Raw genomic sequence first — 25,228 nt, 5'->3', positions numbered from 1 at the left:
GGGTCATCGCAGGGCCTACACGAAGTCCCTCCTCAGGGCCCATATTTCCTGAACTTTCCACTCGTAAGTTGGTCACGTTCCCGCAGATGAGAAGGAGTGAACGTGACCCTCACCGATACCCGGCGCCAGGCCCCCTCGGCGGTGGTGGCCAGAGCGCTGACCAAGGTGTACGGCCAGGGCGACGCGCAGGTGCACGCCCTCCGCGGCGTGGACGTGGCCTTCGCCACGGGCGCGTTCACCGCGATCATGGGCCCGTCCGGCTCCGGCAAGTCCACGCTGATGCACTGCCTGGCCGGCCTCGACACCGCCTCCTCCGGCACCGTGCACATCGGCGACGTGGAGCTGACCGGGCTCAACGACAAACAGCTCACCATGCTGCGCCGCGAGCGGATCGGCTTCATCTTCCAGGCGTTCAACCTGCTGCCGACGCTGACCGCCGAGCAGAACATCCGCCTGCCCCTGGAGATCTCCGCCCGCCAGCCGGACCAGTTGCTCTTCGACCGCGTCATCGACACGGTCGGGCTGCGGGACCGGCTCGCCCACAAGCCGACCGAGCTCTCCGGCGGCCAGCAGCAGCGCGTCGCCGTGGCCAGGGCGCTGATCAGCAAGCCTCAGGTGATCTTCGCCGACGAGCCCACGGGCAACCTCGACTCGCGCAGCGGCGCCGAGGTGCTGTCGTTCCTGCGCACGTCCGTACGCGAACTCGGCCAGACCATCGTCATGGTCACGCACGACCCGGTGGCCGCGGCGTACGCCGACCGCGTGGTGTTCCTGCGCGACGGCGAGCTGGTCAGCGAGATCAGCGCGCCCTCGCCGCAGTCCGTGCTCGACACGCTGATGAAGCTGGAGGCCTGAGTTGCTGAGGACGACTCTGGCCGGGCTGCGCGCGCACAAGCTGCGGCTGCTGCTCACCTCGCTGGCGATCACGCTGGGCGTCGGCTTCATCGCCGGTACGTTCGTGCTGACCGACACCGTCAAGGCCGGCTTCTCGCAGCAGGCCACGGCCGAGGCGGACAAGGTGGGCCTGGCCGTCCTGCCCAAGGACGGTGACGCGACCCTGCCGGAACGCACGCTCGAACAGGTGCGCGGCCTCTCCGGCGTGCTGGAGGCGCAGGGGCTGATCCGCGGCAGCGCGCCACTGCTGGGCAAGGACGGCAAAGTGGTCGGCAACCTGCCGACCACGGCCGTCTCGATCGTGTCCGGCCGGCTCGGCCGCGCCGCCATACTCAGCGGCACCGGCCCCGGATCCGACGACCAGGCGGCGGTGCTCGACAAGAACACCGCCGAGGCCCAAGGACTCAAGCCCGGCGACACGATCACCGTGCTCGACCCCCGTCACCGTGAGCAGCGGTTCAGGCTGGTCGGCATCATGGACACCGGCCTGGACCAGGAGCTGGCGTACACCGGCGCGATCGGCTTCACCCCGGCCACGGCTCAGCGCATGACCGGCGCCAAGGGCTTCACCGAGATCGACATCGCGGGCGACGCCGCCGGGCTCAAGCAGGCGGTCGCCGCCGCCGCCGGAGCGGGTGCGGTGGTCAAGACGGGCGCGGAGCTCTCCGAGAGCCTGGCGGCCGCGTCCGGTGTCCAGATGGAGTCGCTGACCACCGGGCTGCTGCTGTTCGGCCTGGTGTCCATGCTGGTGGCCGCGCTGGTCATCTACAACACGTTCAACATCCTCGTCGCGCAGCGGGCCCGGGAGATGGCGCTGCTGCGCTGCATCGGCGCCACCCGCGGGCAGGTGTTCGGCTCGATCATGCTGGAGTCCACGGCCGTCGGCCTGCTGTCGTCCGCGCTCGGCCTGCTCGCCGGCTACGGCCTGGGCGCGGCCACGTTGGCGGTGCTCGGCGCGCTCGACTCTCCGCTGCCCACGAACGCGACCATCGCGCTGTCGCCGGCCACGATGCTCAGCGGCCTGGCCCTCGGCCTGCTGGTCACCGTGGGCGCTGCACTGCTGCCCGCGCGGGCCGCCACCCGGGTCGCACCGATCGCGGCGCTGCGCACGCAGGTGGAGGAGCAGACGTTCCGCACCGGTGTCGTACGCGTGGTCCTCGCCACGCTCTTCCTCGTCGCCGGGCTCGGTGCGGCCGGCGTAGGGGCGCTGGCGCTGGACCCGGGCACGATGGTGCCGCTCTTTGTCGTCATGGGCGGCGGCGCGCTGACCTTCCTGGCCGTGCTGATCCTCGGGCCGGTGCTGGTCAAGCCGCTGAGCGCGCTGGTCGGATGGATCCCGGCCAAGCTGTTCGGCGTGCCGGGACGCCTGGCCGTGGACAACTCCGGCCGCAACCCCCGCCGGGCCGCCACCACGACCGTGGCGCTGACCGTCGGCGTGACGCTCATGACGCTGATCTCGGTGGTCACCGCCTCGACACGGGAGACGATGACGGCCAAGCTCGACAGCCAGTTCCCCATCGACTACCTGCTGGCCACCCAGGAACGCGACGCCGCCGTCCCGCGGTCGGTGGCCGACGAACTGCGGCGCAGCCCCGAACTGGCCTCGGTGCTGCAGATCCGCGAGGCCAAGGCCAAGGTCTCCGGCGATTCGGTGAAGGTCGGCACCTTCAACGGCCCCATCAAGCCGGAGGTCAAGTCCGGTTCGATGGCCCGGCTGGAGTCCGGGCAGGTCGCGGTGGCCGACAAGGCGGCCGAGCAGTTCGGGCTGCGGCTCGGCGACCCGGTCGCGGTGCGGACCGCCAAGGCCGGGACCGTCACGTTACGGGTGGTCGCCGTCCTCAACGGCGATTCGTCGGCCCTGCCGACGCTCACCGTGGCCGAACGGGCCTTCGACGAGTACTTCGGCCAGGTGCCCGACTCGCGGGTGATGGTGAACATCAAGGACGGCGTGCCCGCCGCCCAGGCCCGCGAAGTGGTGGACGCCGCGACGGCGGCCTACCCGATGGTCCAGGTGACGAGCGCGACGGAGGTACGCGGGCAGTTCGACGAATCGCTGGACATGATGCTGATGATCATCACTGGGCTGCTGGGACTGGCGATCCTGATCTCGCTGCTCGGCATCGCCAACACGCTCTCGCTGTCGGTGCACGAGCGGACCAGGGAGTCGGCGCTGCTGCGGGCGCTCGGGCTGACCAGACCGCAGTTGCGGCGGATGCTCTCGGTGGAGGCACTGGTGCTCGGGCTGATCGGGGCGCTGGTCGGGGTGGTGCTCGGCGGCGTGTTCGGGTGGGCGGCGATGCGGGCGATGATCGCGGATGCCGGGTTCGTGGTGCCTGGTGGGCAGATCGCGCTGTTCGTGGTGCTGTCGGGGCTGGCCGGGGTGCTGGCGGCCGTACTGCCTGCGCGACGGGCGGCTCGGGCGTCGATCGTGGGGTCGCTGGCAACGGGATAAAGTTCGACAAATAACGATAAAGACGCCCAATTTCGGATAGAGGATACCTGGGGCGGCGAGCCTCATCCCTCGCGGCCCCACCGGTCAGCGGCTCCACCCGCACGGCACCCGGGCACACAGCGGCCGCCCCGGGCTTCCTGATCAGCGAGGGGTGCGGCCGGGCCACAGCTCGGCGACCGTCTCCGGATCGAGGAGCGGGCGGGTGAACACCTCTCCGGACGCCTTGTCGATCACAATGCAGCCCCCGCCCACCGTGTCGGGCAGGGTGGCCGGGTCATCGAGATCCAGCTCCCGCACCCAAGCGACATATCCCTCATTGAAGCCATGAATCCCCACCGACACGGAGTCATCCGCCCGCCGCACCCCGTTGAAGTACTCCTCAGCCAGCGCCCTGGCCTGGTCCAGATTCATCCGGGCTGCCCCTGCCTGTCGACGATCACACAGAACACCCCGGTCACCGTCGTATAAGGCGGTTCGACGGCCATATGCCCCCGCTGGGCGTCGATCCAGATCACCTCGCCCCCCGAGTTGACCGCGTTCCACGCATGGGACCCGCCACCCGGCCAGCGCACCACGATCACGGCCCCCGCGCCATGCCCCGCCTCGACCAGCCGCCGCGCCACCATCGGATAGGCGTGCCGTCCCTGCCCCAAGTACTGGAACCGCTGCCCCACCCACCGCTCGATCCGCGCCGTACCCCCCACCTCACCGGCAACCAGCGGCCTGCCGATCCTGTCGTGGTCCGGCCACCTCGGCGCCGCCGCAGCCGGCTCACCATGCCAGGTGGACAACACGGCCAGCGCGCAGTCGGCGGCGTTGGACGCCCGGAACGGGTCATCGGCCGGCCCGCCACCGTTGATCAGCCTCACCCAGGTCCCACGCGGATCGGGATAACGCGTACCGAGCGGAATCGCCATCGCCAGGTCATGCTCCACCTGCGGGTCGGGCTTCGCCAGCCCCCCAGGCACACCGTACGGCCGATAACCGACCAACCTCGGCGGCCGCTGCGCCCGATCGAACCAATCCCCTTCAGCGGCCCCCTGCCGCCCAGCCGCCCCAACCCCGGCTCCCCGCGGCCCAGCCGCCGTCGTACCGGCTCCATGCCCGCTGGCCCCCGTCGCACCGGCTCCATGCCATCCAGCCGCCGTCGTACCGGCTCCATGTCGGCTAGCCGCCGTCGCACCGGTTCCATGCCGGCTAGCCGCCGTCGTGCCCACTTCATGTCGCCTGGTCGCTGTCACCGCGGCGCCTTGCCGCCTGGCCTCCCCCACCGCGGTCTCCTGCGGTCCAATCGCCGCCATCCCGGAGCCTTGCCACCCAGTCGCATCCGCGGCTCCCCGCGGTCCTGCCGCATCAACCGCCGCCGAGGCCGAAGAGACGCTGTCCGGCGAGAGCCCAAGAATGGCCGCCGCCGACGCCCCGACCGCCCCCGCCCCACCCAACACACCGGCACCGCCGGTCGCACCCTCGTCACCAGCCGCACCGCCGCCATCGCCAGCCCCCGCACCGCCTGCCGCCGTTCTGCGGGCAGCCCCTGCCACCGACCCGCTGGTCGCCGGGCCACTCGGAAACCCAGAGCCACCCAGCGCGCCGGCCGCAGCCTCCGGGCCGCCTACCAAGCCACTCCCGAGAGCTGTACCACCGGCGACCGCCGAGCCACTCCCGGAGATCGAGCCCCGCCCGAATGCCAACCCACCGGTGAGCGCCGGGCCACTCCTGGGAGCCCCAGGCACAGGCTCGTTGGTCGGCGCTGACTCGCCCACTTGCGCCATGCCACCCGGCACACCGCTCGACGCCGCACGCCAGGAGGCCACAGGCGCCTCGTGGCGTCCGCCCGACTGCGCGGACACGGACCCGGCCGACGGCATGGACGGCTGACCACCCAACGACGTAACAGGCGAGGCAGCCCACGGCGCGACAGTCCGACCGGTTGGCGGAACAGACCCGACCGATGACGTGGGCGGCTCAGCGGAACCCCATACGGCCGTCTGTCCTCGCGAGGCCAGCTCTCCTGGTGGGCCCGGCCATCGCGCAGTCGACCGGTCGGCCGACGGGTCTGGCGCTGTGGTCGGTGCGGCACCCGGCTGGGCGGCCCACGGCATCACCGAGCGTTCGGGGGGTGCGGCACCCGGCTGGGTGGCCCACGGCATCACCGAGCGTTCGGGGGGCGGGGTGTCCGGTGGGGTGGTGGGCGAGGGGTGAGGGGGCGGGGTCGAGGAGGGGGAGGCGGGCACATCCGAGTCGGCGGCGCGCTCGTAGTCGCGCCACCTCATCCCGTCACCGACCACGGGGTCGTAGTGCCCCTCGGGAAGGACCCACCGCACACTGGACTTGCGGTCGCGGAACACGTCCTGCCTCCTGTCATGGCTCGACGACCGATCGTAGAGCGACCGCCATCCCGAGGAGGGGAAGTCAGCAAGTTTCGCGGCCACGACTAGCCGCCGTACCTGCACAAACAGGGAGAAGGGCCGCGCTCAGGCGACCTTCACCTGGATGGAGTGCCAGCCGCTCGCGCCGTCGGGCGCCGGTGGCGCCTGCTGTTCGGTCTGCGTGTGGCCGGCCGCGTCCGTGGCCCGGACCTCGATCGTGTGCCGGCCGGAGGTGGCGTCCCACTCCAGGGACCACTGCCGCCAGGTGTCGAGGCCCGGCACCTGGGCCAGTTTCGCCTGCCGCCACTCGCCCCGGTCGACGCGTACCTCTACCGCGTCGATCCCGGTGTGCTGCGCCCAGGCCACTCCCGCGATCGCGGTACGGCCGGCCGTCAGCGACGCTCCGGCCTTGGGTACGTCGATGCGCGACTCCGTCTTGATGGGCCCCTTGGCGGACCAGCCGCGTGGCGTCCAGTACGCCTCGTCCTGGTCGAACCGCGTCACCTTGAGGTCGACCACCCACTTGGTCGCCGAGACGTACCCGTAGAGGCCCGGCACCACCTGGCGTACCGGGAAGCCGTGTTCGACGGGCAGGACCTGGCCGTTCATCGCGATGGCGAACAGCGCGTCGCGCCCGTCCATCACCACGTCGACCGGGGTTCCGGCGGTGAAACCGTCGTCGGAGGTGGACAGCAGCATGTCGGCGCCCGACTGGAGGCCGGCCTCGCGCAGCAGGTCGGCCATGCGGGCGCCCAGCCAGCGGGCGTTGCCGATGTACTCGCCGCCGACCTCGTTGGACACGCAGGTCAGCGTGACGTACTCCTCGGTGAGGGGGCGCTTCAGCAGATCGGCGTACGTGAGCTCGATCGGCCGGTCCACCATCCCGTGGATGCGCAGCTTCCACTGCTGGGGATCGACGCGGGGCACGATGAGTGCAGTGTCGACTCTGTAGAAGTCCTGATTTTTTGTGACGAATGGCGAGAGGCCGTTAATGCCGAAATCCACCCCTTGGGGCAGTGGCTTGGCCGGAACCGTGGGTTTCGGCAGTGCGATCGCCACTCGGGCGGAGTCCGCTTCCTGACTGCCTGCCAGCAGCCGCCCGACCAGGGTGGCGGCTCCAGCGGCCACCACACCGCCCGCGACGCCGCCGAGCAGCCGCCGCCGGTCGAACGCGTGCAGCTCCGCCCCGGCCCTCATCACGGCAGGCCGCTCAGCCTCAGAAGGAGCCTCAGGAGCCTTGGAAGTAGGACCCTCGCCGGAGAGGAGGCCTCCGGACGCGGCCGCAATGGCGGGCGCGGGCGACGCGGCCGGGTCCCAAGCCGACGCGTCCGAAGACGCGTCCGAAGCTGACGGGTCATAGGAGGCCGCCTCCGCAGCCCCGTACGACTCCCTGACGGCCCGCGCCAGCAACCACGTGAGCGCCCAAGCCCCAGCACCGACCCCCACCAAGGTCGGCACCACATCGAGCACCCCCGCCCCCGGCCGGGTCACCACCGCCGCGATCCCCACGACGCCGAACGCGCCCAGCCCCACCAGCCCGTACCGGAGCCGGCGAAGCGCCAGCACCCCGATGGCCGCGGCCACCAACGCGAGCACCACCAGCACACCCGCGATGAGCACGGTCTTGTCGTTCGAGCCGAAGGTGGTGATGGCGAACTCTTTGAGCCACGCGGGTGTGTTGTCCACGACCACGTTGCCCACCGCCACCACGGGGAAGGCCGCGGGATTCAGCAGCCCGGCGACGAGTTGCGCGACGCCGAGCGCCACGGCCCCGGCCACCACGCCCGCCAGCGCCCCGGCCCAGGCGGGCACCACATTGTTCCTCTGCACGGTTCTGACGCTACGCCTCTGGCGGCCGGTGGTTCTTACGCGATGGTTACGTCAGCGGGTGATGAGGTCGCGGACGATCGGGGCGAGGGCGCGGAAGGCGCGGCCCCGGTGGCTGATGGCGTCCTTCTCGTCGGCGGAGAGCTCGGCCGCGGTGCGCGTCTCGCCCTCGGGCACCAGGATGGGGTCGTACCCGAACCCGTTGGTGCCGCGGGGTGTGGTGACGAGGTGGCCCGCCAGTGTGCCCTCGACCACGCGCGACTCCCCCGACGGCAGCGCCAGCGCGGCCACGCACGCGAAGTGGGCGGTCAGCTTGTCGGCGGGCACGTCGGAGATCTGCGCCAGCAGCAGGGCGAGGTTGGCCCTGTCGTCGCCGTGCCGCCCGGACCAGCGGGCCGAGAACACGCCGGGCATGCCGTTGAGCGCGTCGACGCAGAGGCCCGAGTCGTCGGCCACCGCGGGCAGGCCCGAGCCCTGAGCCACGGCGTGCGCCTTGAGCAGGGCGTTCTCCTCGAACGTGACGCCGGTCTCGGCCACCTCGCCGATCGAGGGGAACTCTTCGAGCCCCACGATGTCGAACCCGGACAGGATCCGGCGCAGCTCTGTGATCTTGCCCGCGTTGCGCGTGGCCAGGACGATCCTCATACCCCCAGCGCCTCCTGCTGGATCAGCGTGAGCTCCTCGCAGCCGGTGACGGCCAGGTCGAGGAGCTGGTTGAGCGCGTCACGGTCGAACGGGGCGCCCTCGGCGGTGCCCTGCACCTCGACGAAGCTGCCCGCGCCGGTCATCACGACGTTCATGTCGGTCTCGGCCGCCACGTCTTCGGTGTAGCAGAGGTCGAGCATCGGCACCGAGCCGACCACGCCGACCGAGACGGCGGCCACCGAGTCGACCAGCGGGTCGCCGGGGCACATGCGGCGCTCGCGCATCCACGCGACGGCGTCGGCCAGTGCCACGTAGGCGCCGGTGATCGCGGCGGTCCTGGTGCCGCCGTCGGCCTGCAGAACGTCGCAGTCGAGCAGAATCGAGTTTTCGCCCAGGGCCTTGTAGTCGACGCAGGCCCGCAGCGAGCGGCCGATCAGCCGGGAGATCTCGTGCGTACGACCGCCGATCTTCCCGCGGACCGACTCACGGTCGTTGCGGGTGTTGGTGGCGCGCGGCAGCATCGCGTACTCGGCCGTGACCCAGCCCTGGCCGCTCCCCCGGCGCCAGCGCGGCACGCTGTCCTGTACGGACGCCGCGCACAGAACCCGGGTGCCGCCGAACTCCACCAGCACCGAGCCTTCGGCATGGGTAATCCATTGCCTGGTAATGGTGATGGGGCGGAGCTGGTCGGGGTTTCGGCCATCCTGTCGCGACATGCAGATCACCCTATCTCCGCGCCGCAACGCTCTTGACCGAATGTGTCCGACACATGGATCCTTACGCAATGACAACGGGGGTGTTGCGAAACCCTGACTTTCTCCGGTTCCTCAGTTCGCACGTGGCCAACGAACTCGGAGCCAACATTTCTCGCGTGGCGCTCCCTTTGGTCGCCGTGCTGGCCCTGCACGCCGGGCCGTTGGAGGTCGGCGTGCTCTCCGCGCTGCAGACCGCGGCGTTCCTGGCGATCGGCCTGCCCGCGGGCGTCTGGGTGGACCGGCTGCGCAGGCGCCGCGTGATGCTGACCTCTGACCTGGTCCGGTGCCTGCTGCTGGCGAGCATCCCGGTCGCCGAGGCTCTCGGCCTGTTATCGGTCGGCGTACTGTACGTGGTCGCGCTGCTGGCCGGCACGGCCCAGGTGTTCAACGACGTCGCCGACCAGACCTACCTGCCGGAGCTGGTGAGCAAGGACGGTCTGAGCGACGGCAACTCCAAGCTCGAGTTCGTCCGTTCGAGCGGCGCGCTCGCCGGTCCCAGCCTGGGCGGCGCGCTCGTGCAACTGGTGGGGGCCTCGCGCACGATGCTCGCCACCGCTGTGGCCGCGTTGGGCTCGGTGGTCCTGCTGAGCGCCATCAAGGTCCCCGACAAGCCTCCGGTCTCCGGGGAACGACCGCGGATGTTCCCCGGTATCGCTGAAGGGCTCGGGTTCGTCTGGCGCGATCGGCTGCTGCGGACGATCGTCGCCACGACCGCGGCGACGAACCTGAGTCTCAGCGCTGTGGTCAGCCTGTCCGTGCTGTTCCTGGCCGACGTGGTCGGCCTGCCGGCCGGCCTGATCGGCGTCCTGCTCATGTCCGGCGCGGTCGGCGGGCTGCTCGGCGGCCTGACCGGGAGCCGGTTGTTCAGCAGGTACGGCACGGCCAGGATGACCTGGCTGGCCATCGCCGTCACCTCACCCTTCGGCCTGCTGCTGCCCATGACGCAGGCCGACTGGCGGATCTCCTTGTTCGCGATCGCCTCGATAGCGCTGTCGTGGGGGGCGATCATCTACAACATCGGCCAGCTCACCTATCGGCAGACCGTCACGCCGGAGCGGATGCTGGGGCGGGTCAACGCGACGGTCAGGTTCATCGTCTGGGGCACGATGCCGCTGGGCGCGTTGCTCGGCGGCATCGTGGCTCAGCAGATCGGCGTGCGGGAGGCACTCTGGGTGTTCATGGGCGCGCGGCTGGTCTCGTTCCTGCCGCTGTTGTTCTCGCCGCTGCCGCGTCTGCGCGACTTCTCGCAGGTTCAGGCCAAGTCGTAGACGGCCCCGCTGCGGGCCAGGTCGATCGGGCCGCTGTAGCCGCCCCGGCAGGCGTCGTCCATGATCCGCAACTGGTCGTGCCAGGGCACGAGGTGGGTGAGCACCAGCCGGCCCACCCCGGCCTTGGCGGCGTGCTCGGCGGCCTGGCGGCCCGACATGTGCAGGTCGGTCGGCAGCTCCGGCTGGTCGAGGAACGATGACTCGCACAGCATCAGGTCGACGCCCGCGGCCAGCCGCACCAGCTCGGCGGACTCACCGGTGTCGCCCGAGTAGGCCAGGCTCCGGCCGCCGTGCGTGACGCGGAAGCCGTACGCCTCGACCGGGTGGTTGACCTGACCGGCGACGATCGTGAACGGCCCGACCTCGAAGGGGCCCGGGGTCAGCGGGATGAAGTCGAAGGCTGTCTCCATGCCCGGCTCGTCCGGCATGCCGTAGGCGGCGGCCAGGCGGCGTGGCGCGTCGGCGGGCGCGTGGACGGGCACTCGGGGGTATGGCGCGGCCGGCCCGTACGTACGGGCCACGTGGTACGCGCACATGTCGAGGCAGTGGTCGGCATGCAGGTGGCTCAGGCAGATGGCGTCTACGTCGTAGAGCCCGATATACCGCTGAAGCACTCCCAGGGCCCCGTGGCCGAAGTCGAGGAGCAGCCTGAACCCCTCGGCCTCGACCAGATAACAGGACGAAGGGCTGTCGGGGCCTGGAAAGCTACCCGAACAGCCGATGATGGTCACCTTCATGTGGGCCTCCCGTTTGAGGTAGTACCCCCCACTGGCGTGACTTCGACCGCATCGATCTCCGGGCCGAGGAAGCGTCGCCCGAGCCGGGCGAAGAGCAAGGAGTCGCCTGTGGCGCGGAAGCGGTGCCGGGGGGTGGCCTCACTTCCTGCCGCCATGTCACGGTCGTGCAGGATGCGGTAGACGTCCTTGGCCGTCTCGTCGGCGCTGGAGACGAGCGTCACCCCGTCACCGGCGACATAGGAGATCGCGCCGGTGAGCAGCGGGTAGTGGGTGCAGCCGAGGATGAGCGTGTCGCACCCGGCCGCCCTGATGGGGTCCAGGTAGTCGCGCACGACCTCGATGAGCTCCTCGCTCGCCGTCTCTCCGCGTTCGACGTACTCCACCAGGCGTGGGGCGGCCACGCCGGTGAGCTGTACGTCGGGTGCCGCGGTGAAGGCGTCGTGATAGGCCATGGACTCGATGGTCGCCCTGGTGGCGATCACACCGACCCTGCCGGTGCGGGTGGCACGCACCGCGCGCCGGGTAGCGGGCTGGATCACCTCGACGACCGGCACGTCGTAACGCTCGCGCGCGTCGCGCAGCACGGCGGCACTGGCGCTGTTGCACGCGATCACGAGCATCTTGACGTCGTTCGCGACGAGGTGGTCCATCACCTCCAGCGCGTAGGCGCGAACCTCTGCGATGCGTTTCGGCCCGTACGGCTGACGGGCCGTGTCGGCCACATAGGTGATGGACTCATGGGGGAGCTGGTCGATGATCGCTCTGGCGACCGTCAGCCCGCCCACCCCGCTGTCGAAGATCCCGATACTGGTGTCCGGCACCTTTAGAGGGTAGGCGACCTGCGACATCTTCACTGCGTAAGAATGCTCACAGCCCGCGTGTCACCCGCGCCCCACCCGGGCGAGCTGGCGGCACTGCGCGACCAGCCGGCCTTGGGAGTCCCACGCCTCGACCTCCTCGTCGAACCAGCCGTCGGAGATGAGCCGGCCACTGCCGATCAGGGTGAGCCAGCCGGGGGCGGGCAGCGCCCGCAGGTGCCAGGTGAGGTCCACGGTGGGCGCCCAGCCCCGCGCTCCGGCCGAGAACACGACGGGCGGCAGCGAGTCCACGGCCAGGGCCAGCACGTACGGGTCGGGGTCCTGGGGCTCCGCCATCCTGAAGTACGCCCTGGACTCGGGCCGGCCGCTGGGCTCACCCTTCAGCCAGCCGATCGTGGGCGGGTCGAAGAGCATCTCCATCTGGGCGTTGAGCGTCATGTTCGACTCGGGCCTGGGGTCGGGCAGCTTGGCGCAGTCTTCCGGCCGCGGCATGACATATCCCGATTTATCGGCGTACATCGGCTCGACGTCGCTCAGCGTGGCCGTGGTGATCAGGCTCTCGATCTGCGCCACACCGTCCTGGACGAGTGTCGCCCGGGTGAAGGCCGCCGTCCTGCCCGCCTTGAGCTGCTCGATCCGCACCCGCGCGGGACCGGGCACGGGCGACTTGAGGAACTGGGCGGACGTGCTCACCGGATGCTCGAACGGCGACGCGTCCACAACCGCGCGCAGGATCACCGCCAGCAGGTAGCCGCCGTTGAGCGGGCCGCCGATCACGTAGCCGGGGTCGAGGCAGACGTCGTAGGTGCTCTCGTCGACCCGGATCGCCTGCGTGGCCTCATCGAACTTGGTCATCGTCCTGCCTCAGGTACGGAACTATATTCTAGTAGGCTCATGGTATCAGCGTGCCTACCTGCGCAAACGCGATCTCACTGAGACAGTTCGATCATGACAAGCGTTACCGAACTCATCGGACAGTCGGTCTGGGACCCCAACGGAGTGTGGGTCGGCCACGTCGTCGACATCCGCCTGATCAAGCACAAGGGCGAGCTGCAACAGAGCGCCACCGTCTGCGGCCTGGTGGTCTCGGCCTACCGGGGGAAACTGCTCTGCCTGACCCGCGACCGGCACCGCCGCTGGGGCTGGTTCGCCCGGCCTCTGGCGCGCGTGCTCTACGTGGGGTCCACTTTCGTCCCGTGGTCCAGCGTCACCGACCACAGTGGCGGCGAGGTATACATCAGCACCATAAAGCAGGAACTCTCACGCGTCTAAGTACATTGCAAGCGACCGTCTAGCAACATCAGCTACTTTCTTTGTGATCAAAAGTCCACATTGTGAGTTGAGTGATGTCTGCTAATAACCCCCCGAGTGGCCAGGATCCTAACCGGACCACGGCGTACCGCTGGAACCAGGAGCAGCAGCCCGAGCATCCGCCGACAATGCCGTTGTCGCAGGGCCAGCCGTATCCTCCGCAGCAGTCTTACCAGCAGCCCCAGTACGGGCAGCAAGACCAGTACGGGCAGCAGGCGTCCTATGGCCAGCAGCCCCAGTACGGGCAACAGCCCACGTACGACCAGCAGCCATATGGTCAGCAGCAACAGCCCCAGTACGGGCAGCAGCAGCCGTCCTACGGCCAGCAGCCCCAGTACGGCCAGCAAGACCAGTACGGGCAGCAGCCCCAGTACGGTCAGCAGGACCCGTACGCCCAGGCCGGTTGGCAGCAGCAGGGCCCCGAGGGCTTCGGCCCCGCCGAGCCCGCCAAGAAGAGCCGCAAGGGTTGGATCATCGCCATCGCCTCGGCGCTGGCCGTTGTCGTGCTCGGCGGCGGCGCGGTCTGGGCGGTCGGCGCGATCGGCGGCGGCGGCACGCAGCCGCACGAGGTGCTGCCCGCCAGTTCGATCGCCTATGTCCGGCTCGACCTGGACCCGGCGGCCAACCAGAAGGTCGCGCTGTTCCAGATCGCCAGGAAGTTCACCGTCACCAAGGACACCTTCCAGGGCGACGACCCGCGTAAGGCCGTGTTCGACCTGACGCAGGACGCCGGTCTGTCCAAGGTCGACTTCGCCAAGGACATCGATCCCTGGCTGGGCAGCAGGATCGGCCTGGCCGTCGTCCCGTCGGGCGGCAAGGAGCCGGACTTCGCCGTGGCCGTCCAGGTCAAGGACGAGGCGCAGGCCAAGGTGGGCATCAAGAAGCTGATGGGCAAGGAGAGGTTCGGCCTGTCCTTCCGTGACGACTACGCGCTGGTGACGTCAAGCCAGACGCTGGCCGACAAGTACGCCGCCGAGACCACCAGTCTCGCCGACAACGCCGATTTCAACGACGACGTGAACGCGATCGGCGAGCAGGGTGTGCTGTCGTACTGGGCGCACCTCGGCAAGATCGGCGAGCTGGCGGTGACCGACAAGTCGAGCCAGGAGGCCAAGGCGCTCGAACAGGTCAAGAACGCCAGGTTCGCCGGAGCGCTCCGCTTCGACAGCTCCTACGCCGAGCTGGCCGGTGTCATCCGCGGCGCCGAAGGCATGGTCGAGGGCGATCTGGAGCCCGCCAAGCTGTCCGCGCTGCCCGCCTCCACCGCGGGCGCGCTGTCCTACTCGGGCCTCGACCAGATCATCACCAAGAAGTGGGGCGAGATCGAGCAGTCCATCGCGGCGACGCCCGCGGGGGCCCAGTTCAAGCAGTTCGTCGACCAGGCCAAGCAGACCTACGGCCTGCAGCTGCCCGACGATCTGGCCACGGTCCTCGGCAAGAACCTGACGCTCGCGGTCGACGCCCAGGGCCTGGACAGCGACAAGATCAAGGCCGGCGTCCGCATCACGACCGACCCGGCCAAGGCGCAGGCCGTGTACGACAAGATCCAGAAGGCCATGTCGTCCAGTGGCCAGCCCACTCCCCAGCTCGCCAAGGTCGCGGGTGACGGCACGTTCACCGTCGCCACCACCGACGAGTACGCCAAGGCATTGTCCGCCGACGGCACGCTGGGCGAGAGCCAGACCTTCAAGGACGCCGTCCCGGACGCCGACGAGGCCACCTACGCCTTGTTCGTGGATCTGGACAAGGTCGAGAAGTACTACCTGCCGAGCATGGAGGGCGACGACAAGGCCAACGCCCAGGTCCTGCGCGCGGTCGGCCTGAGCGGCAAGCAGACGGCCACCGAGGCCAGCTTCTCGCTACGGCTGCTGTTCAACTGACGCGGTTCGGCAAGGGTGGCCGCCCCTCAGGGGGCGGCCACTGTCACGCCCAGAGCTGGCCTTCGAGGCGGTGCTCGGCTTCGTCCAGGGTGCCTTCGTAGGCCCCCGTGGACAGGTATTTCCAGCCTCCGTCGGCGACCACGAAGACGACGTCGGCGCTTTCCCCCGCCTTCACCGCCTTGGCGGCCACACCCAGGGCGGCGTGCAGCGCCGCCCCTGTGGACACGCCGGCGAAGATCCCCTCCGCGGCGAGCAGTTCCCGCGTACGGCGCAGCGCGTCGGCCGACCCCACCGAGAACCGCGTGGTCAGCACGGACTCGTCGTACAGCTCGGGGATGAACCCCTCATCCACGTTGCGCAGCCCGTAGACCAGCTCGCCGTAACGCGGCTCGGCGGCCACGATCCGCACGCCGGGCACGCGCTCGCGCAGGAAGCGCCCCACCCCCATGAGCGTCCCCGTCGTGCCGAGCCCGGCGACGAAGTGGGTCACGCTCGGCAGGTCCTCAAGGATCTCCGGCCCCGTCGACTCATAGTGGGACCGCCAGTTGGCCGGGTTGCCGTACTGGTAGAGCATCACCCAGTCCGGGTGTTCGGCCGCCAGCCCCTTGGCCACCCGTACGGCCTCGTTGGAGCCGCCCGCCGCGGCCGACGAGATGATCTCCGCGCCCCACATGCGCAGCAACTGGCGGCGCTCCTCGGAGGTGTTCTCCGGCATCACGCAGATCAGCTTGTAGCCCTTGAGCCTGGCCGACATCGCCAGCGAGATGCCGGTGTTGCCGCTGGTGGGCTCCAGGATCGTGCAGCCGGGCGTGAGCAGCCCGTCCTTCTCGGCCTGCTCGACCATCCACAGCGCGGGCCGGTCCTTGATCGACCCGGTCGGGTTGCGGTCTTCGAGCTTGGCCCAGAGCCGTACGTCGGCCGACGGCGAGAGCCGGGGAAGGCCGACGAGGGGCGTGCGACCGACCGAGTCGATCAGCGATTCGAAACGCATGTCACCCGCCGGCGACGGCGGGCAGCACGGTCACCGTGTCGCCATCGGACACCGACGTGCCGAGGCCGCCGAGGAAGCGCACGTCCTCGTCGTTCAGGTACACGTTGACGAAGCGGCGCAGCTTGCCCTGCTCGATCAGGCGGTCCTTGAGTCCGGGATGCAGGGACTCCAGGTTGCTGATCAGCTCGTCGAGGGTGGCGCCCTCGGCGTCGACGGCTTTGGCGCCGCCGGTGTAGGTGCGAAGGATGGTCGGAATGCGAACCTCGATGGCCATCGCGGTCAGTCTCCTCGGGTCAGGTCGTCGTCCCATCGGCAGCAACGCCGACGGCTGAACACGGATTCCTGATCAGCGACAGTCGTAGACGACGACAGCCGGGGTATGCGCGAAGAGGTAGCTCTGCACCGGCCTGACCATCATGGGAGAAACCTTACCTCTTCCTCCGTTATCACTCCGTCGAGGATGCGGTAGGAGCGGAACTCCGTCTCGTCCTCGTCCCTGGTGGAGACCAGGACGTAGTGGGCGTCCGGCTCGGAGGCGTAGGTCACGTCGGTGCGCGAGGGGTAGGCCTCGGTCGCCGTGTGGGAGTGATAGATCACGACGGGCACCTCGTCGCGGTCGTCCATGTCGCGCCAGACGCGCAGTTGCTCCATCGAGTCGAAGCGGTAGAACGTGGGCGAGCGCTCGGCGTTCTCCATCGGGACGAACCGCTCAGGGGCGTCGTCCCGTCCCGCGATCACGCCGCACGCCTCGTCCGGGTGGTCGGCCCGCGCATGGGCAACGATCTTGTCAACCAGTTCCTGCGAGATCGTCAGCATGTCGGGAAATTACCAGAGGGCCCGGACCAGGGTGTCCTGCAGGTAGGTCAGCCAGTCGTAGGTGATGTAGGCCGGGTAGCGGGGGTCGTCCTCGGACATGGTGGCGATCTCGTCGTGGATCTCCTCGGTCACTTCGAGCTTGGTGCCGAGGGCCAGCCGTACGTCGTTGAGGGCGCGCAGCCACGCCTGGGCCTGCTCGGTCGTGAGCTCGCTACGTCCCGGCCTGGCGCTGTCGAGCATGCTCTGCGCGTCGGCGCGCTTGCCGTCGCGCAGCGTCGCCTCGGTGTAGCGGCGGAACTCCGCCGACTCCGCCGCGTCCTCGTAGGCCGAGGGGAACAGGCGCGCGAGCACCGGGTCGGACGGCACCGACCCGGCCCCGACGCCGATGCCGAGCGCGCGCTCCAGCGGGTCGTCGCCGGTCTCGCCCGGCGCCACCAGGCCGAGCACCTGGGTGACCAGCGAGCGCAGGATCGACACCTCCGCCGCCTCGAACTCCGCGATGACGCCACCGCCGTCCCGCGTCGAGAACCCCGAGTTCACGTGTGCTGCCTCACTTCACCGAATCGGACTGGAGCGTCGCCCACAGGCCGTAGGAGTGGAGGATCTGGACGTCACGCTCCATCTCCTCCCGGGTGCCGCTGGACACGACGGCCTTGCCCTTCTTGTGCACGTCCATCATGAGTTTCTCGGCCTTCTCCTTGGAGTAGCCGAACACCGTCTGGAAAACGTACGTCACGTAGGACATGAGGTTGACCGGGTCGTTCCAGACGATCGTCACCCATGGCAGATCGGGCCGGACGTCCGTTGACGGACGCTCGACGGCCATTGGAGCAGTGCTACCCACATCCCCCATCCTGCCCTACCCCGGCCGTAGTCTTCGAGTCGTGGCAATGACCATGAGCACTGCGTTGCTCACAGATCACTATGAACTGACGATGCTCCAGGCGGCACTGCGGAGCGGCGCCGCCCATCGGCGGGCGGTTTTCGAGGTGTTCGCCCGGCATCTGCCTGGCGGACGGCGATACGGGGTTGTCGCCGGGACGGGACGTGTCCTGGACGAGCTGGAAGACTTCCGTTTCCGTGACGAGGAGCTGACCTACCTGCGGGAGAAAGAGGTGGTCGACGAACCGACCCTCGCCTTCCTCGCCGATTACCGCTTCTCCGGCAACGTGTACGGCTACCGCGAGGGCGACGTCTACTTCCCCGCCTCCCCGATCATGGTGGTGGAAGGCGCGTTCGCCGAGGCCGTACTCCTCGAGACTTTGACCCTTTCCATCCTCAATCATGACTGCGCCATCGCCTCGGCCGCCTCCCGGATGACGAACGCGGCGGGCAACCGCCCGATCATCGAGATGGGCTCGCGCCGCACGCACGAGTGGGCCGCCGTGGCCGCCGCCCGCGCCGCCTACATCTCCGGCTTCGCCTCCACCTCCAACCTGATGGCCGGGCGGGTCTACGGCGTTCCGACGGCCGGTACGGCCGCGCACGCGTTCACGCTGCTGCACGACACCGAGCGGGCGGCGTTCGAAGCCCAGATCGCCGCGCTCGGCCCGGAGACCACGCTGCTGATCGACACCTATGAGGTGGCCGAGGCGGTCCGTACGGCGGTCGAGCTGGTGGGCCCCAAGCTGGGCGCGGTGCGGATCGACTCCGGCGACCTGGCGGCGGCCGCGCAGGAGGTGCGCGAGCAGCTCGACGCGCTCGGCGCGTTCAACACGCGCATCGTGGTCACCTCCGACCTGGACGAGTACGCCATCGCCGCGCTGGCCGCCGCCCCCGTCGACGGCTACGGCGTGGGCACCTCGCTGGTGACGGGCTCGGGCGTGCCCACCGCCGCGCTGGTCTACAAGCTGGTGGCGCGCGAGACCTCGGCGGGTGTCATGGAGCCGGTCGCCAAGCGGTCGGTCGGCAAGCCGTCGCGTGGTGGCCGCAAGGAGCCCTACCGCCTGTTCGACGAGACCGGGCACGCCGAGACCGAGCTGATCACCACGTCGGGGCCGGCGCCGGAGGGCGGCGTGCCACTGCTGCACCAGCTCGTACGAGACGGCGAGGTCATCGGCAGGGAGCCGCTGGCCGCGGCCCGCGAGCGGCACGCCAGGACGATCGCCGGCCTCCCCCAGGAGGCGCTGCACCTGGGCAGGGGGTACGCGGCGATCGCCACGGAGTTCGCCTGACGTATGGTGCTTTCTATGGGGACCGCGCTGATCATCGTCGATGTGCAGAACGACTTCTGCGAGGGCGGCAGCCTGCCCGTGGCGGGCGGATCCGAGGTGGCCGCCGCGATCACCCGTTACGTGGCCGACCACGGCTACGACCACGTGGTGGCCACCCGCGACTACCACGTCAACCCGGCCGGCCACTTCTCCGAGGCCCCCGACTACGCGACGACCTGGCCGGCGCACTGCGTCGCGGGCACGCCGGGCGCGGACTTCCACCCGGCCTTCGACGTCTCGGCGGTCGAGGAGGTCTTCTCCAAGGGTGCCTACGCCGCCGCCTACAGCGGGTTCGAGGGCGCCTCCGGTGACGAGGTGTCGCTGGCCGACTGGCTGGCTGAGCGCGGGGTGAGCGAGGTGGACGTGGTGGGGATCGCCACCGACCACTGCGTGCGCGCCACGGCGCTCCACGCGCTCGAGCACGGCCTGGCCGTACGCGTGCTGCTCGACCTCACGGCGGGGGTGGCGCGGCAGACCACGGACATCGCGCTGTCGGAGCTGAGCGCCGCCGGCGCCGTCCTGCAGGGCACGCCGTCCGTGGCCTGACCGCCGGCCACGAAGAGTACGCGGTGCGCGACGCTGCGGTCATGTGATATCCAAGAGGGCGAATGCTCTCCGAATACGCTTCACCACGGAGAGCGATGATCCTTCGTCCTCGTGTGTGAGGTTCCCCATGCTGACCTTCTCGCTCGGCCTGGCCTGGCTGCTGCTCGCCCCGCTCAGCCTCTGGGTGCTCGTCCGCGGGCGTAACGCGGCCAGGGCCGGGGCCTTGCTGACGCTGGCGCTGCTGGAGGCGGCCACGGTGGCGATGACCGCCGAGGAGCGGGAGGCCGCGGTCGTCGCGCACGACGTGCCGCCCAGCGTGTTCACGAGGGGCTGCGCGGAGCGTACGCCGGTGCCCGAGACGGCACGGCTGAGCGGCCCGCGCGACGATCTCACGCTGTCCTGGGCCGCCGCGCCCGACGAGTGCGCCACGGCGCAGGTCACGCTCCGCTCCGAGGGCCGCAAGCTGCGCGTCTGGATCCACGAAGGGCCACCCCGAGAGGAACGCAGGGGGATGCGTACGGTGTCCGTACACGTCGCTCAAGGCGCCGCCTCGCTGCGGGTGCCGCTCGACCCGCCCGCCTCCGCGCGCCTGCGCCCGGTCGACGGCCGCACCGGGCACCCCATCCCCCGGCCGACGACTCCTACGAGATGACCGAGCCCTGCCGCAGCGCGTCGTCCAGGTCGGCGTAGACCTCGAACGCGTGCCGCAGCCCCGTGATGAACAGCACCCGCCCCATGACCCCCTGGACCCCGCCCAGCAGCAGCCGGGTCCCCCTGGCCTCGCACCGCTGCAGGACCACGACGAGCTCGTTCATCCCCAGGGAGTCGCAGAAGGTGATCTCCCGCAGATCGAGGATCAGGAAGGGTTTCACCGGGAGTGCCCAGATACGCGCCATGTGCTCCCGGAAGGCCGGCACCGCAGAGGCGTCGAGATCGCCGCTCAGCCGGGTGATGATGGCGTTTCCCGAGAGGCCAGAAGTGACGACGAACGTCGATTTTCCCGTGGCCCCAGATGACATGGGTGAAGTCCTTCTGTATTTCCCAAGGCAGCCATCGTTTGGTGTTGCCGGTTCCGGTGGTCGTCTAACGATAGGCCACGGCGGTGTGACCAAACGTGTAGAGGGGGCCAGAGCATGACGGTCTCTGGATCGGCGTCCGGCGTGGCCATGAGCAGGCTCTCCGCTGCCGTGTCCTAACCGTGACACTTCCCGGGGTCCACGGCCACCCGAACGCCGAGATCGCTATGACTTCGACCGGCCGCCCGGCGATGGAACCGGGCGGCTCGGCTAGCGTCGCTGGGTGGCCCACTGGCGGATCTTGTCGATCCGCTCCTGGATCTGGACGGCGGTGGCCTGGGCGATGAGCGGCCCGCCGCAGGCCCGGCGCAGCTCCGAGTGGATGGAGCCGTGGGGTTGGCCGGTGCGGTGGTTCCAGGCGCCCACGAGGCCGTTGAGCTCTCGCCGGAGCTCGGCGATCTGCTCGTGCGGTGCCACCGCGGGCGGGCCGGTCTCGGTCTTCTTGGCCTTGGCGGCCTGCTGGTCCGACTGCCGCTTGCGCAGCAGCGTGGCCACCTGGTCGGGCTCCAGCAGGCCGGGCAGCCCGAGGAAGTCCTCCTCCTCGGCCGAGCCGACCTCCGCGCCGGTGCCGAACTCGCCGCCGTCGAACAGCACGCGGTCGAACGTCGCCGACGTCTCCATCATCTCGAACGGCAGCTCGTCCCCGAGGACGTCCGGATTGTCCTTCTTCCTGTTGGCGTCCTCCAGCAGGCTGTCGTCCAGCCCGTCCTCCGGCGGACGGCGGTTGAGCACGTGATCGCGCTCCACCTCCATCTCGTTGGCCAGGCCCATGAGGGTCGGCACCGAGGGCAGGAACACCGAGGCCATCTCGCCGCGCTTGCGGGCCCGCACGAAGCGGCCGACCGCCTGGGCGAAGAACAGCGGGGTGGAGATCGAGGTGGCGTAGACCCCCACGCACAGCCGGGGGATGTCGACGCCTTCCGACACCATCCGGACCGCCACCATCCAGCGATCACCGGACGCGGCGAACTGCTTGATCTTGTTGGAGGCGCCCGGGTCGTCGGAGAGCACGACGGTGGCGCCCTCACCGGAGATGTTGCGCAGGTGGCGGGCATAGGCGCGAGCCGTCTCGTGGTCGGTCGCGATGACCAGGCCGGCGGCGTCGGGGACACCACGGCGCACCTCTGTCAGCCGCCGGTCGGCGGCCTCCATGACCTGGCGGATCCAGTCGCCCTTGGGGTCGAGCGCGGCGCGCCAGGCCTGGGAGAGCTGGTCCTTGGTGAGCGGCGTGCCCAGCGTGGCGGCGAGCTCGTCGCCCGCGCGGGTGCGCCACTTCATCTCACCGGAGTAGGCCAGGAAGATGACCGGCCGGACGACCCCGTCGTCGAGGGCCGGGCCGTAGCCGTAGGAGAAGTCGGAGACGCTGCGCTTGAAACCCTCGGCGTCCTCCTCGTAACCGACGAACGGGATCGGGTTGTCGTCGGACCTGAACGGCGTCCCGGTCAGCTGGAGCCTGCGGACGGCCGGCTCGAACGCCTCGCGGATGCCGTCGCCCCACGACTTGGCGTCACCCGCGTGGTGGACCTCGTCGAAGATGATGAGCGTCTTGCGGGCCTCGGTGCGCGCCCTGTGGAGGGCGGGGTGCATGGCGACCGCCGCGTACGTCACGGCCACGCCGACGTAGTCGCTGGAGGTGGCGCCCTGGCTGTTCTTGAACTCGGGGTCGATGCTGATGCCGACCTTGCTCGCCGCGTCGGCCCACTGGCGCTTGAGGTGCTCGGTGGGGGTGACGATGGTGATCGCCCGGATCACCCCGTTGGCGAGCAGCTCGCTGGCGATGCGCAGGGCATAGGTCGTCTTGCCCGCGCCCGGCGTCGCCACGGTGAGGAAGTCACGCGGCTCGCGCCTGAAATACAGGTCGAATGCCTCCTGCTGCCAGGCGCGCAGCTTGGGGGCGGTGCCCCATGCGGCGCGGTCGGGATAGGAAGGCGAAAGATGGGATGCGGCGAAGGAGCTCACCGCATCACCTCTGGGGTTCGTGTGCTTCGCTGTCTCACAGTGACCCAAGAGTAATCGGGCCCACCGACAAGACGTGCCGTGCACCGGGGATCCTGGCCAAGCTCATCCTTGCGTGCTAAGGGGCGTACGGGGCTTATCGCACACTCGACATCACCGCATCGAGCGCCTGCCTTCGGGTGGTTTCTTCGGGTTGGAGCAGCCCGACCAGCAGCACTGCCTTGCCGCCCCGGTTGAGGAGTGTGACACGTAGGTAGGCGGGTCTGTTCACCACATCCCGGTATTGCGCTCGTAGCGCACGCGTGTGTCCTTGGGGGAGGTCTTTGTCCTCCACGACGTCGACCTTGTCGCCTTTGAGCAGCAGCCCGGAGTACAGCTCCGCCGCGTCCTTGGTGGCCTTTGTCACATCGGCCACGGGATCGGGGATCGGCCTGGCCATGACGAGCGCGCCGTCGCTCCTGGCGACCGAGGTGAATCCGGTCACAGGCGGCACCGCTCCCTCCTGCCACCCGGCCGGCAGCGTGATCGTCACCCCCGCCAGCGAGTCGCTCAACAGCGCCGTCGCGGGCTTCGGGACGGCGAACCGCAGCACGACCGTGACCAGCGCCGCGATCAGCCCGGCGGCCAGGAGCAGCGCGATCACCGCCTCGGCGGGCCGCCCCCACCGCCGTACCCGTACCCGCCTCGACAGGCCGGGATCGGCGGGCGCCCCGTAGTGACGGGCGGACGGGGGCAGCGACTCCCACGGCACCTGCGGATCGCCGTCATCCCGCTCGAGCCCCCGCTCGGTGGTGCGCCGCAGCCGTGGATTCCACAGGTCTTCCGGCTCGTCCCGCTCATCACCCTCGGGGCCGCTCCTCCCGTGCCACGAGAGCCCGCCATCACCGGCCACGGAGCCGCGCCGCCGGCGCGCTTGGCCGGGGTCGTCATCGACGGTCGCGGGCTCGCGCTGCGCGGGCCTGGACGGCCGCGTCCGCGCCTCCTCGGCCCGCCGCCCACCCCGCGGATACGGATCCCCGCCCCTGCGCACCGGGCTCGGCGGCGCATCAGCGGGAGGCTCAGGAGGATCGGAAGGTGTACGGCGGTGCCTGGCTCCCGAACTCGGCGGCCAAACGCGGTGATCGTCCTCCATGACACCTCCTTGTCCGCTGTCCTATCACTCCTTCTCCCGCGGATCCGGCGTTCCGTGATCGCTGTGACAGGAGGGACAAGAATGGCTCCCGAACCCACCACGGACAGGAGGCGTCGCGGGTCAGTCGGAGCGGGTACGGGAGGCGAGCAACGTGGCAGCGAGGGCGATGGCGGACATCAGACAGCAGATGACCACGAAGCCTCGCGCGATCATCCCCGGACTGTGCCCGATGACGTTGACCAGCGCACCCCCCACGCCCACCGCCAGCGCGGACCCCAGCATGTCCGTCACCGAGAGGGCGGCGGAGTTGGCCCCCTGCTCGTTGACCGGCGACTGCTTGAGCGCCGTGACGCTGACCGTGGTCATGCCGAGGCCCATCCCGAACCCCGCCACGATCCACGCCGGCACCGCGACCCAGCCGGTGATCCCGGGCAGGACCGACAGCAGCCCGATCAGCACCCCCGCCATGACGCAGGCGGCCCCCAGCCGGATCCGCCGGTACGGCTCGACCGAGCGCCTGCTCTGCAGGTAGGAGCCGGTGGACCAGCCGAGCGCGCCGGTCGTGAGCGCGATGCCCGCCGCCGCGGGGCCGAACTCCTTGACCTGCTGGAGGGCGAGGGGAATGAACGAGTTCACGCCGAAAAAGGCGGCCGAGAACATGCCGCGCATCATGATCGTGGTCGGCAGCCCGCGGCTGAAGCGCAGCGCGCCCGGCGGCAGCAGCTTGGACAGGCCGTAGCCGAGGCAGGCCAGCCCGGCCAGGACCGCGACGGCGCTCGGCACCGGCGAGATGTGCAGCTTGTCCACGCCGTACAGCAGCACGCCCGCCCCACCGGCGGCGGCGGTGGCGGCCACGGTCATCGCGAACGGCCTGGACCGCGCCCCCTCCGACGACCCGTCGCCCTCATCGGAAGAGCCGGACTCCGCCGCCCCGTCGGCGCGCTTCTTCAAGGCGGGGACCAACATCACCAGGGCGGGCACCACGAGCGGGATGATCCCGAAGAACACCCACCGCCAGCCCCACGCGTACGCCACGAACCCGGCCACGGCCGGGCCGACCATGGCGGGCACCACCCAGGCCGCCGACAGCGCCGCGAATATCTTGGGCCGCACGGCAGCCGGATAAACCCGGGCGATCATCACGTACACCGCGACGATCGTGCATCCCGCGCCCAATCCCTGCACGGCCCGCGCGGCCAGGAACAGCACCTTGGTCGCCGCCGCCCCCGCCAGCCCCATCCCGATCACGAACAGCACCACCCCGAGCAGGAACGGCATCGTGTAACCACGCCGGTCCGACCAGAGCCCGGACACCACGTTCGCGAACAGGCTGGCGATGAGGAAGGCCGAGAAGCTCAGGCCGTAGAGGTCGAGCGCGTCGAGCTGCTTGGAGATGATCGGCATCACCACGCTCACCGACATGCCCTCGAAGGCGATCAGCGTGATCACCAGCAGGATGCCGATGGTCGCCGCCCGGTAGGCCGAACCGAAGATGCGAGGTTGATCGTACGGAGTGTCGAGTGCCTTCGGTGCTGTCACTCA

26 protein-coding genes are annotated in these 25,228 nt (G+C 69.9%); 9 read left to right on the top strand and 17 right to left on the bottom strand.

Features of this window, described 5'->3' with window-relative positions; all coding sequences use genetic code 11:
• The first annotated feature begins 102 nt into the window (after window positions 1-102).
• Window positions 103-855 carry an ABC transporter ATP-binding protein gene (locus AB0F17_RS39195; RefSeq protein ID WP_358033655.1) on the top strand — a complete coding sequence of 251 codons (753 nt, stop codon included), beginning with the start codon at window positions 103-105 and terminating at the stop codon, window positions 853-855.
• Window position 856: 1 nt separating this feature from the next.
• Window positions 857-3,346: an FtsX-like permease family protein gene (locus AB0F17_RS39190; protein WP_358033652.1), complete on the top strand. Its 2,490-nt coding sequence runs from the start codon at window positions 857-859 to the stop codon at window positions 3,344-3,346.
• Window positions 3,347-3,487: 141 nt separating this feature from the next.
• On the opposite strand, the gene AB0F17_RS39185 is transcribed toward AB0F17_RS39190, so the two are convergent.
• Together AB0F17_RS39185 and AB0F17_RS39180 are read right to left on the bottom strand one after the other, a co-directional pair.
• Window positions 3,488-3,757, bottom strand: coding sequence for a hypothetical protein (locus tag AB0F17_RS39185; RefSeq protein WP_358033649.1), 270 nt, complete (start codon window positions 3,755-3,757; stop codon window positions 3,488-3,490).
• Window positions 3,754-4,263: a toxin glutamine deamidase domain-containing protein gene (locus tag AB0F17_RS39180; protein WP_358033646.1), complete on the bottom strand. Its 510-nt coding sequence runs from the start codon at window positions 4,261-4,263 to the stop codon at window positions 3,754-3,756. The genes AB0F17_RS39185 and AB0F17_RS39180 overlap by 4 nt, the downstream gene beginning before the upstream one ends.
• A gap of 1,147 nt (window positions 4,264-5,410) precedes the next feature.
• On the opposite strand from AB0F17_RS39180, the gene AB0F17_RS39175 reads away from it, so the two are divergent.
• Window positions 5,411-5,548, top strand: a complete 138-nt coding sequence (locus AB0F17_RS39175) for a hypothetical protein (RefSeq protein WP_358033643.1) — start codon at window positions 5,411-5,413, stop codon at window positions 5,546-5,548.
• A gap of 272 nt (window positions 5,549-5,820) precedes the next feature.
• Here the strand turns inward: AB0F17_RS39175 and AB0F17_RS39170 are convergent, their stop codons facing one another.
• From AB0F17_RS39170 to rph, 3 genes are read right to left on the bottom strand one after another with little or no spacing between them, the layout of a single operon-like run.
• Entirely contained in the window at window positions 5,821-7,545 is a 1,725-nt protein-coding gene (locus tag AB0F17_RS39170; RefSeq protein ID WP_358033641.1) for a molybdopterin-dependent oxidoreductase, read from the bottom strand.
• Window positions 7,546-7,596: 51 nt separating this feature from the next.
• Window positions 7,597-8,187 carry an RdgB/HAM1 family non-canonical purine NTP pyrophosphatase gene (gene rdgB, locus AB0F17_RS39165; RefSeq protein ID WP_358033638.1) on the bottom strand — a complete coding sequence of 197 codons (591 nt, stop codon included), beginning with the start codon at window positions 8,185-8,187 and terminating at the stop codon, window positions 7,597-7,599.
• Complete coding sequence (gene rph, locus AB0F17_RS39160; protein ID WP_358033634.1) at window positions 8,184-8,903, bottom strand: ribonuclease PH; 720 nt, start codon at window positions 8,901-8,903, stop codon at window positions 8,184-8,186. Before rph ends, rdgB begins: the two co-directional genes overlap by 4 nt.
• A gap of 53 nt (window positions 8,904-8,956) precedes the next feature.
• On the opposite strand from rph, the gene AB0F17_RS39155 reads away from it, so the two are divergent.
• On the top strand, window positions 8,957-10,210 hold the full coding sequence (locus AB0F17_RS39155) for an MFS transporter (RefSeq protein WP_358033631.1): 1,254 nt from the start codon (window positions 8,957-8,959) through the stop codon (window positions 10,208-10,210).
• Here AB0F17_RS39155 and AB0F17_RS39150 read toward each other — a convergent pair.
• From AB0F17_RS39150 to AB0F17_RS39140, 3 genes are read right to left on the bottom strand one after another with little or no spacing between them, the layout of a single operon-like run.
• Window positions 10,195-10,947, bottom strand: a complete 753-nt coding sequence (locus AB0F17_RS39150; RefSeq protein ID WP_358033628.1) for an MBL fold metallo-hydrolase — start codon at window positions 10,945-10,947, stop codon at window positions 10,195-10,197. The two genes, AB0F17_RS39155 and AB0F17_RS39150, sit on opposite strands and share 16 nt — an antisense overlap.
• Window positions 10,944-11,768 carry a glutamate racemase gene (gene murI / locus AB0F17_RS39145; RefSeq protein ID WP_214641647.1) on the bottom strand — a complete coding sequence of 275 codons (825 nt, stop codon included), beginning with the start codon at window positions 11,766-11,768 and terminating at the stop codon, window positions 10,944-10,946. The genes AB0F17_RS39150 and murI overlap by 4 nt, the downstream gene beginning before the upstream one ends.
• A 60-nt stretch (window positions 11,769-11,828) precedes the next feature.
• On the bottom strand, window positions 11,829-12,620 hold the full coding sequence (locus tag AB0F17_RS39140; RefSeq protein WP_358033625.1) for a thioesterase family protein: 792 nt from the start codon (window positions 12,618-12,620) through the stop codon (window positions 11,829-11,831).
• 93 nt (window positions 12,621-12,713) lie between these two features.
• On the opposite strand from AB0F17_RS39140, the gene AB0F17_RS39135 reads away from it, so the two are divergent.
• Together AB0F17_RS39135 and AB0F17_RS39130 are read left to right on the top strand one after the other, a co-directional pair.
• Window positions 12,714-13,037 (top strand): hypothetical protein, encoded by a 324-nt coding sequence (locus tag AB0F17_RS39135; RefSeq protein WP_358033622.1) that lies wholly within the window; start codon window positions 12,714-12,716, stop codon window positions 13,035-13,037.
• 167 nt (window positions 13,038-13,204) lie between these two features.
• Entirely contained in the window at window positions 13,205-14,956 is a 1,752-nt protein-coding gene (locus AB0F17_RS39130; protein ID WP_358033619.1) for a DUF3352 domain-containing protein, read from the top strand.
• 43 nt (window positions 14,957-14,999) lie between these two features.
• On the opposite strand, the gene AB0F17_RS39125 is transcribed toward AB0F17_RS39130, so the two are convergent.
• From AB0F17_RS39125 to clpS, 5 genes are all read right to left on the bottom strand, one after another.
• Window positions 15,000-15,947, bottom strand: coding sequence for a cysteine synthase (locus AB0F17_RS39125; protein ID WP_358033617.1), 948 nt, complete (start codon window positions 15,945-15,947; stop codon window positions 15,000-15,002).
• Window position 15,948: 1 nt separating this feature from the next.
• On the bottom strand, window positions 15,949-16,221 hold the full coding sequence (locus AB0F17_RS39120; protein WP_358033615.1) for a MoaD/ThiS family protein: 273 nt from the start codon (window positions 16,219-16,221) through the stop codon (window positions 15,949-15,951).
• Window positions 16,222-16,361: 140 nt separating this feature from the next.
• Entirely contained in the window at window positions 16,362-16,763 is a 402-nt protein-coding gene (locus AB0F17_RS39115) for a M67 family metallopeptidase (RefSeq protein ID WP_358033613.1), read from the bottom strand.
• A gap of 9 nt (window positions 16,764-16,772) precedes the next feature.
• The gene (locus AB0F17_RS39110; RefSeq protein ID WP_358033609.1) at window positions 16,773-17,303 is read right to left on the bottom strand and encodes a DUF2017 domain-containing protein; all 531 of its coding nucleotides are present in this window, start codon (window positions 17,301-17,303) and stop codon (window positions 16,773-16,775) included.
• 10 nt (window positions 17,304-17,313) lie between these two features.
• Window positions 17,314-17,616, bottom strand: coding sequence for an ATP-dependent Clp protease adapter ClpS (gene clpS, locus AB0F17_RS39105; protein ID WP_358033607.1), 303 nt, complete (start codon window positions 17,614-17,616; stop codon window positions 17,314-17,316).
• 37 nt (window positions 17,617-17,653) lie between these two features.
• Between clpS and AB0F17_RS39100 the strand changes: the two genes are divergently transcribed.
• From AB0F17_RS39100 to AB0F17_RS39090, 3 genes are all read left to right on the top strand, one after another.
• The gene (locus AB0F17_RS39100) at window positions 17,654-18,937 is read left to right on the top strand and encodes a nicotinate phosphoribosyltransferase (RefSeq protein WP_358033604.1); all 1,284 of its coding nucleotides are present in this window, start codon (window positions 17,654-17,656) and stop codon (window positions 18,935-18,937) included.
• Between the two features lie 15 nt (window positions 18,938-18,952).
• Window positions 18,953-19,522: an isochorismatase family protein gene (locus AB0F17_RS39095; RefSeq protein WP_358033602.1), complete on the top strand. Its 570-nt coding sequence runs from the start codon at window positions 18,953-18,955 to the stop codon at window positions 19,520-19,522.
• A 127-nt stretch (window positions 19,523-19,649) separates the two neighbouring features.
• Window positions 19,650-20,174 (top strand): hypothetical protein, encoded by a 525-nt coding sequence (locus AB0F17_RS39090; RefSeq protein WP_358033600.1) that lies wholly within the window; start codon window positions 19,650-19,652, stop codon window positions 20,172-20,174.
• On the opposite strand, the gene AB0F17_RS39085 is transcribed toward AB0F17_RS39090, so the two are convergent.
• The 4 genes from AB0F17_RS39085 to AB0F17_RS39070 form a co-directional block, all read right to left on the bottom strand.
• A complete protein-coding gene (locus AB0F17_RS39085) occupies window positions 20,164-20,541 on the bottom strand; it encodes an STAS domain-containing protein (RefSeq protein ID WP_358033597.1) in 378 nt (125 codons plus the stop codon). The two genes, AB0F17_RS39090 and AB0F17_RS39085, sit on opposite strands and share 11 nt — an antisense overlap.
• A 267-nt stretch (window positions 20,542-20,808) precedes the next feature.
• Window positions 20,809-22,557 carry a DEAD/DEAH box helicase gene (locus tag AB0F17_RS39080; RefSeq protein ID WP_358033594.1) on the bottom strand — a complete coding sequence of 583 codons (1,749 nt, stop codon included), beginning with the start codon at window positions 22,555-22,557 and terminating at the stop codon, window positions 20,809-20,811.
• A 133-nt stretch (window positions 22,558-22,690) separates the two neighbouring features.
• Window positions 22,691-23,686: a hypothetical protein gene (locus tag AB0F17_RS39075; protein ID WP_358033591.1), complete on the bottom strand. Its 996-nt coding sequence runs from the start codon at window positions 23,684-23,686 to the stop codon at window positions 22,691-22,693.
• Window positions 23,687-23,806: 120 nt separating this feature from the next.
• A complete protein-coding gene (locus AB0F17_RS39070) occupies window positions 23,807-25,225 on the bottom strand; it encodes an MFS transporter (protein ID WP_358033589.1) in 1,419 nt (472 codons plus the stop codon).
• Between the last annotated feature and the right edge of the window lie 3 nt (window positions 25,226-25,228).

Origin of the sequence: Nonomuraea sp. NPDC026600, assembly GCF_040638335.1 — a bacterium.
Classification (GTDB): domain Bacteria; phylum Actinomycetota; class Actinomycetes; order Streptosporangiales; family Streptosporangiaceae; genus Nonomuraea.
Note: the sequence above shows the minus strand (reverse complement) of the source record. Positions and strands in the feature narration are given on the sequence as shown.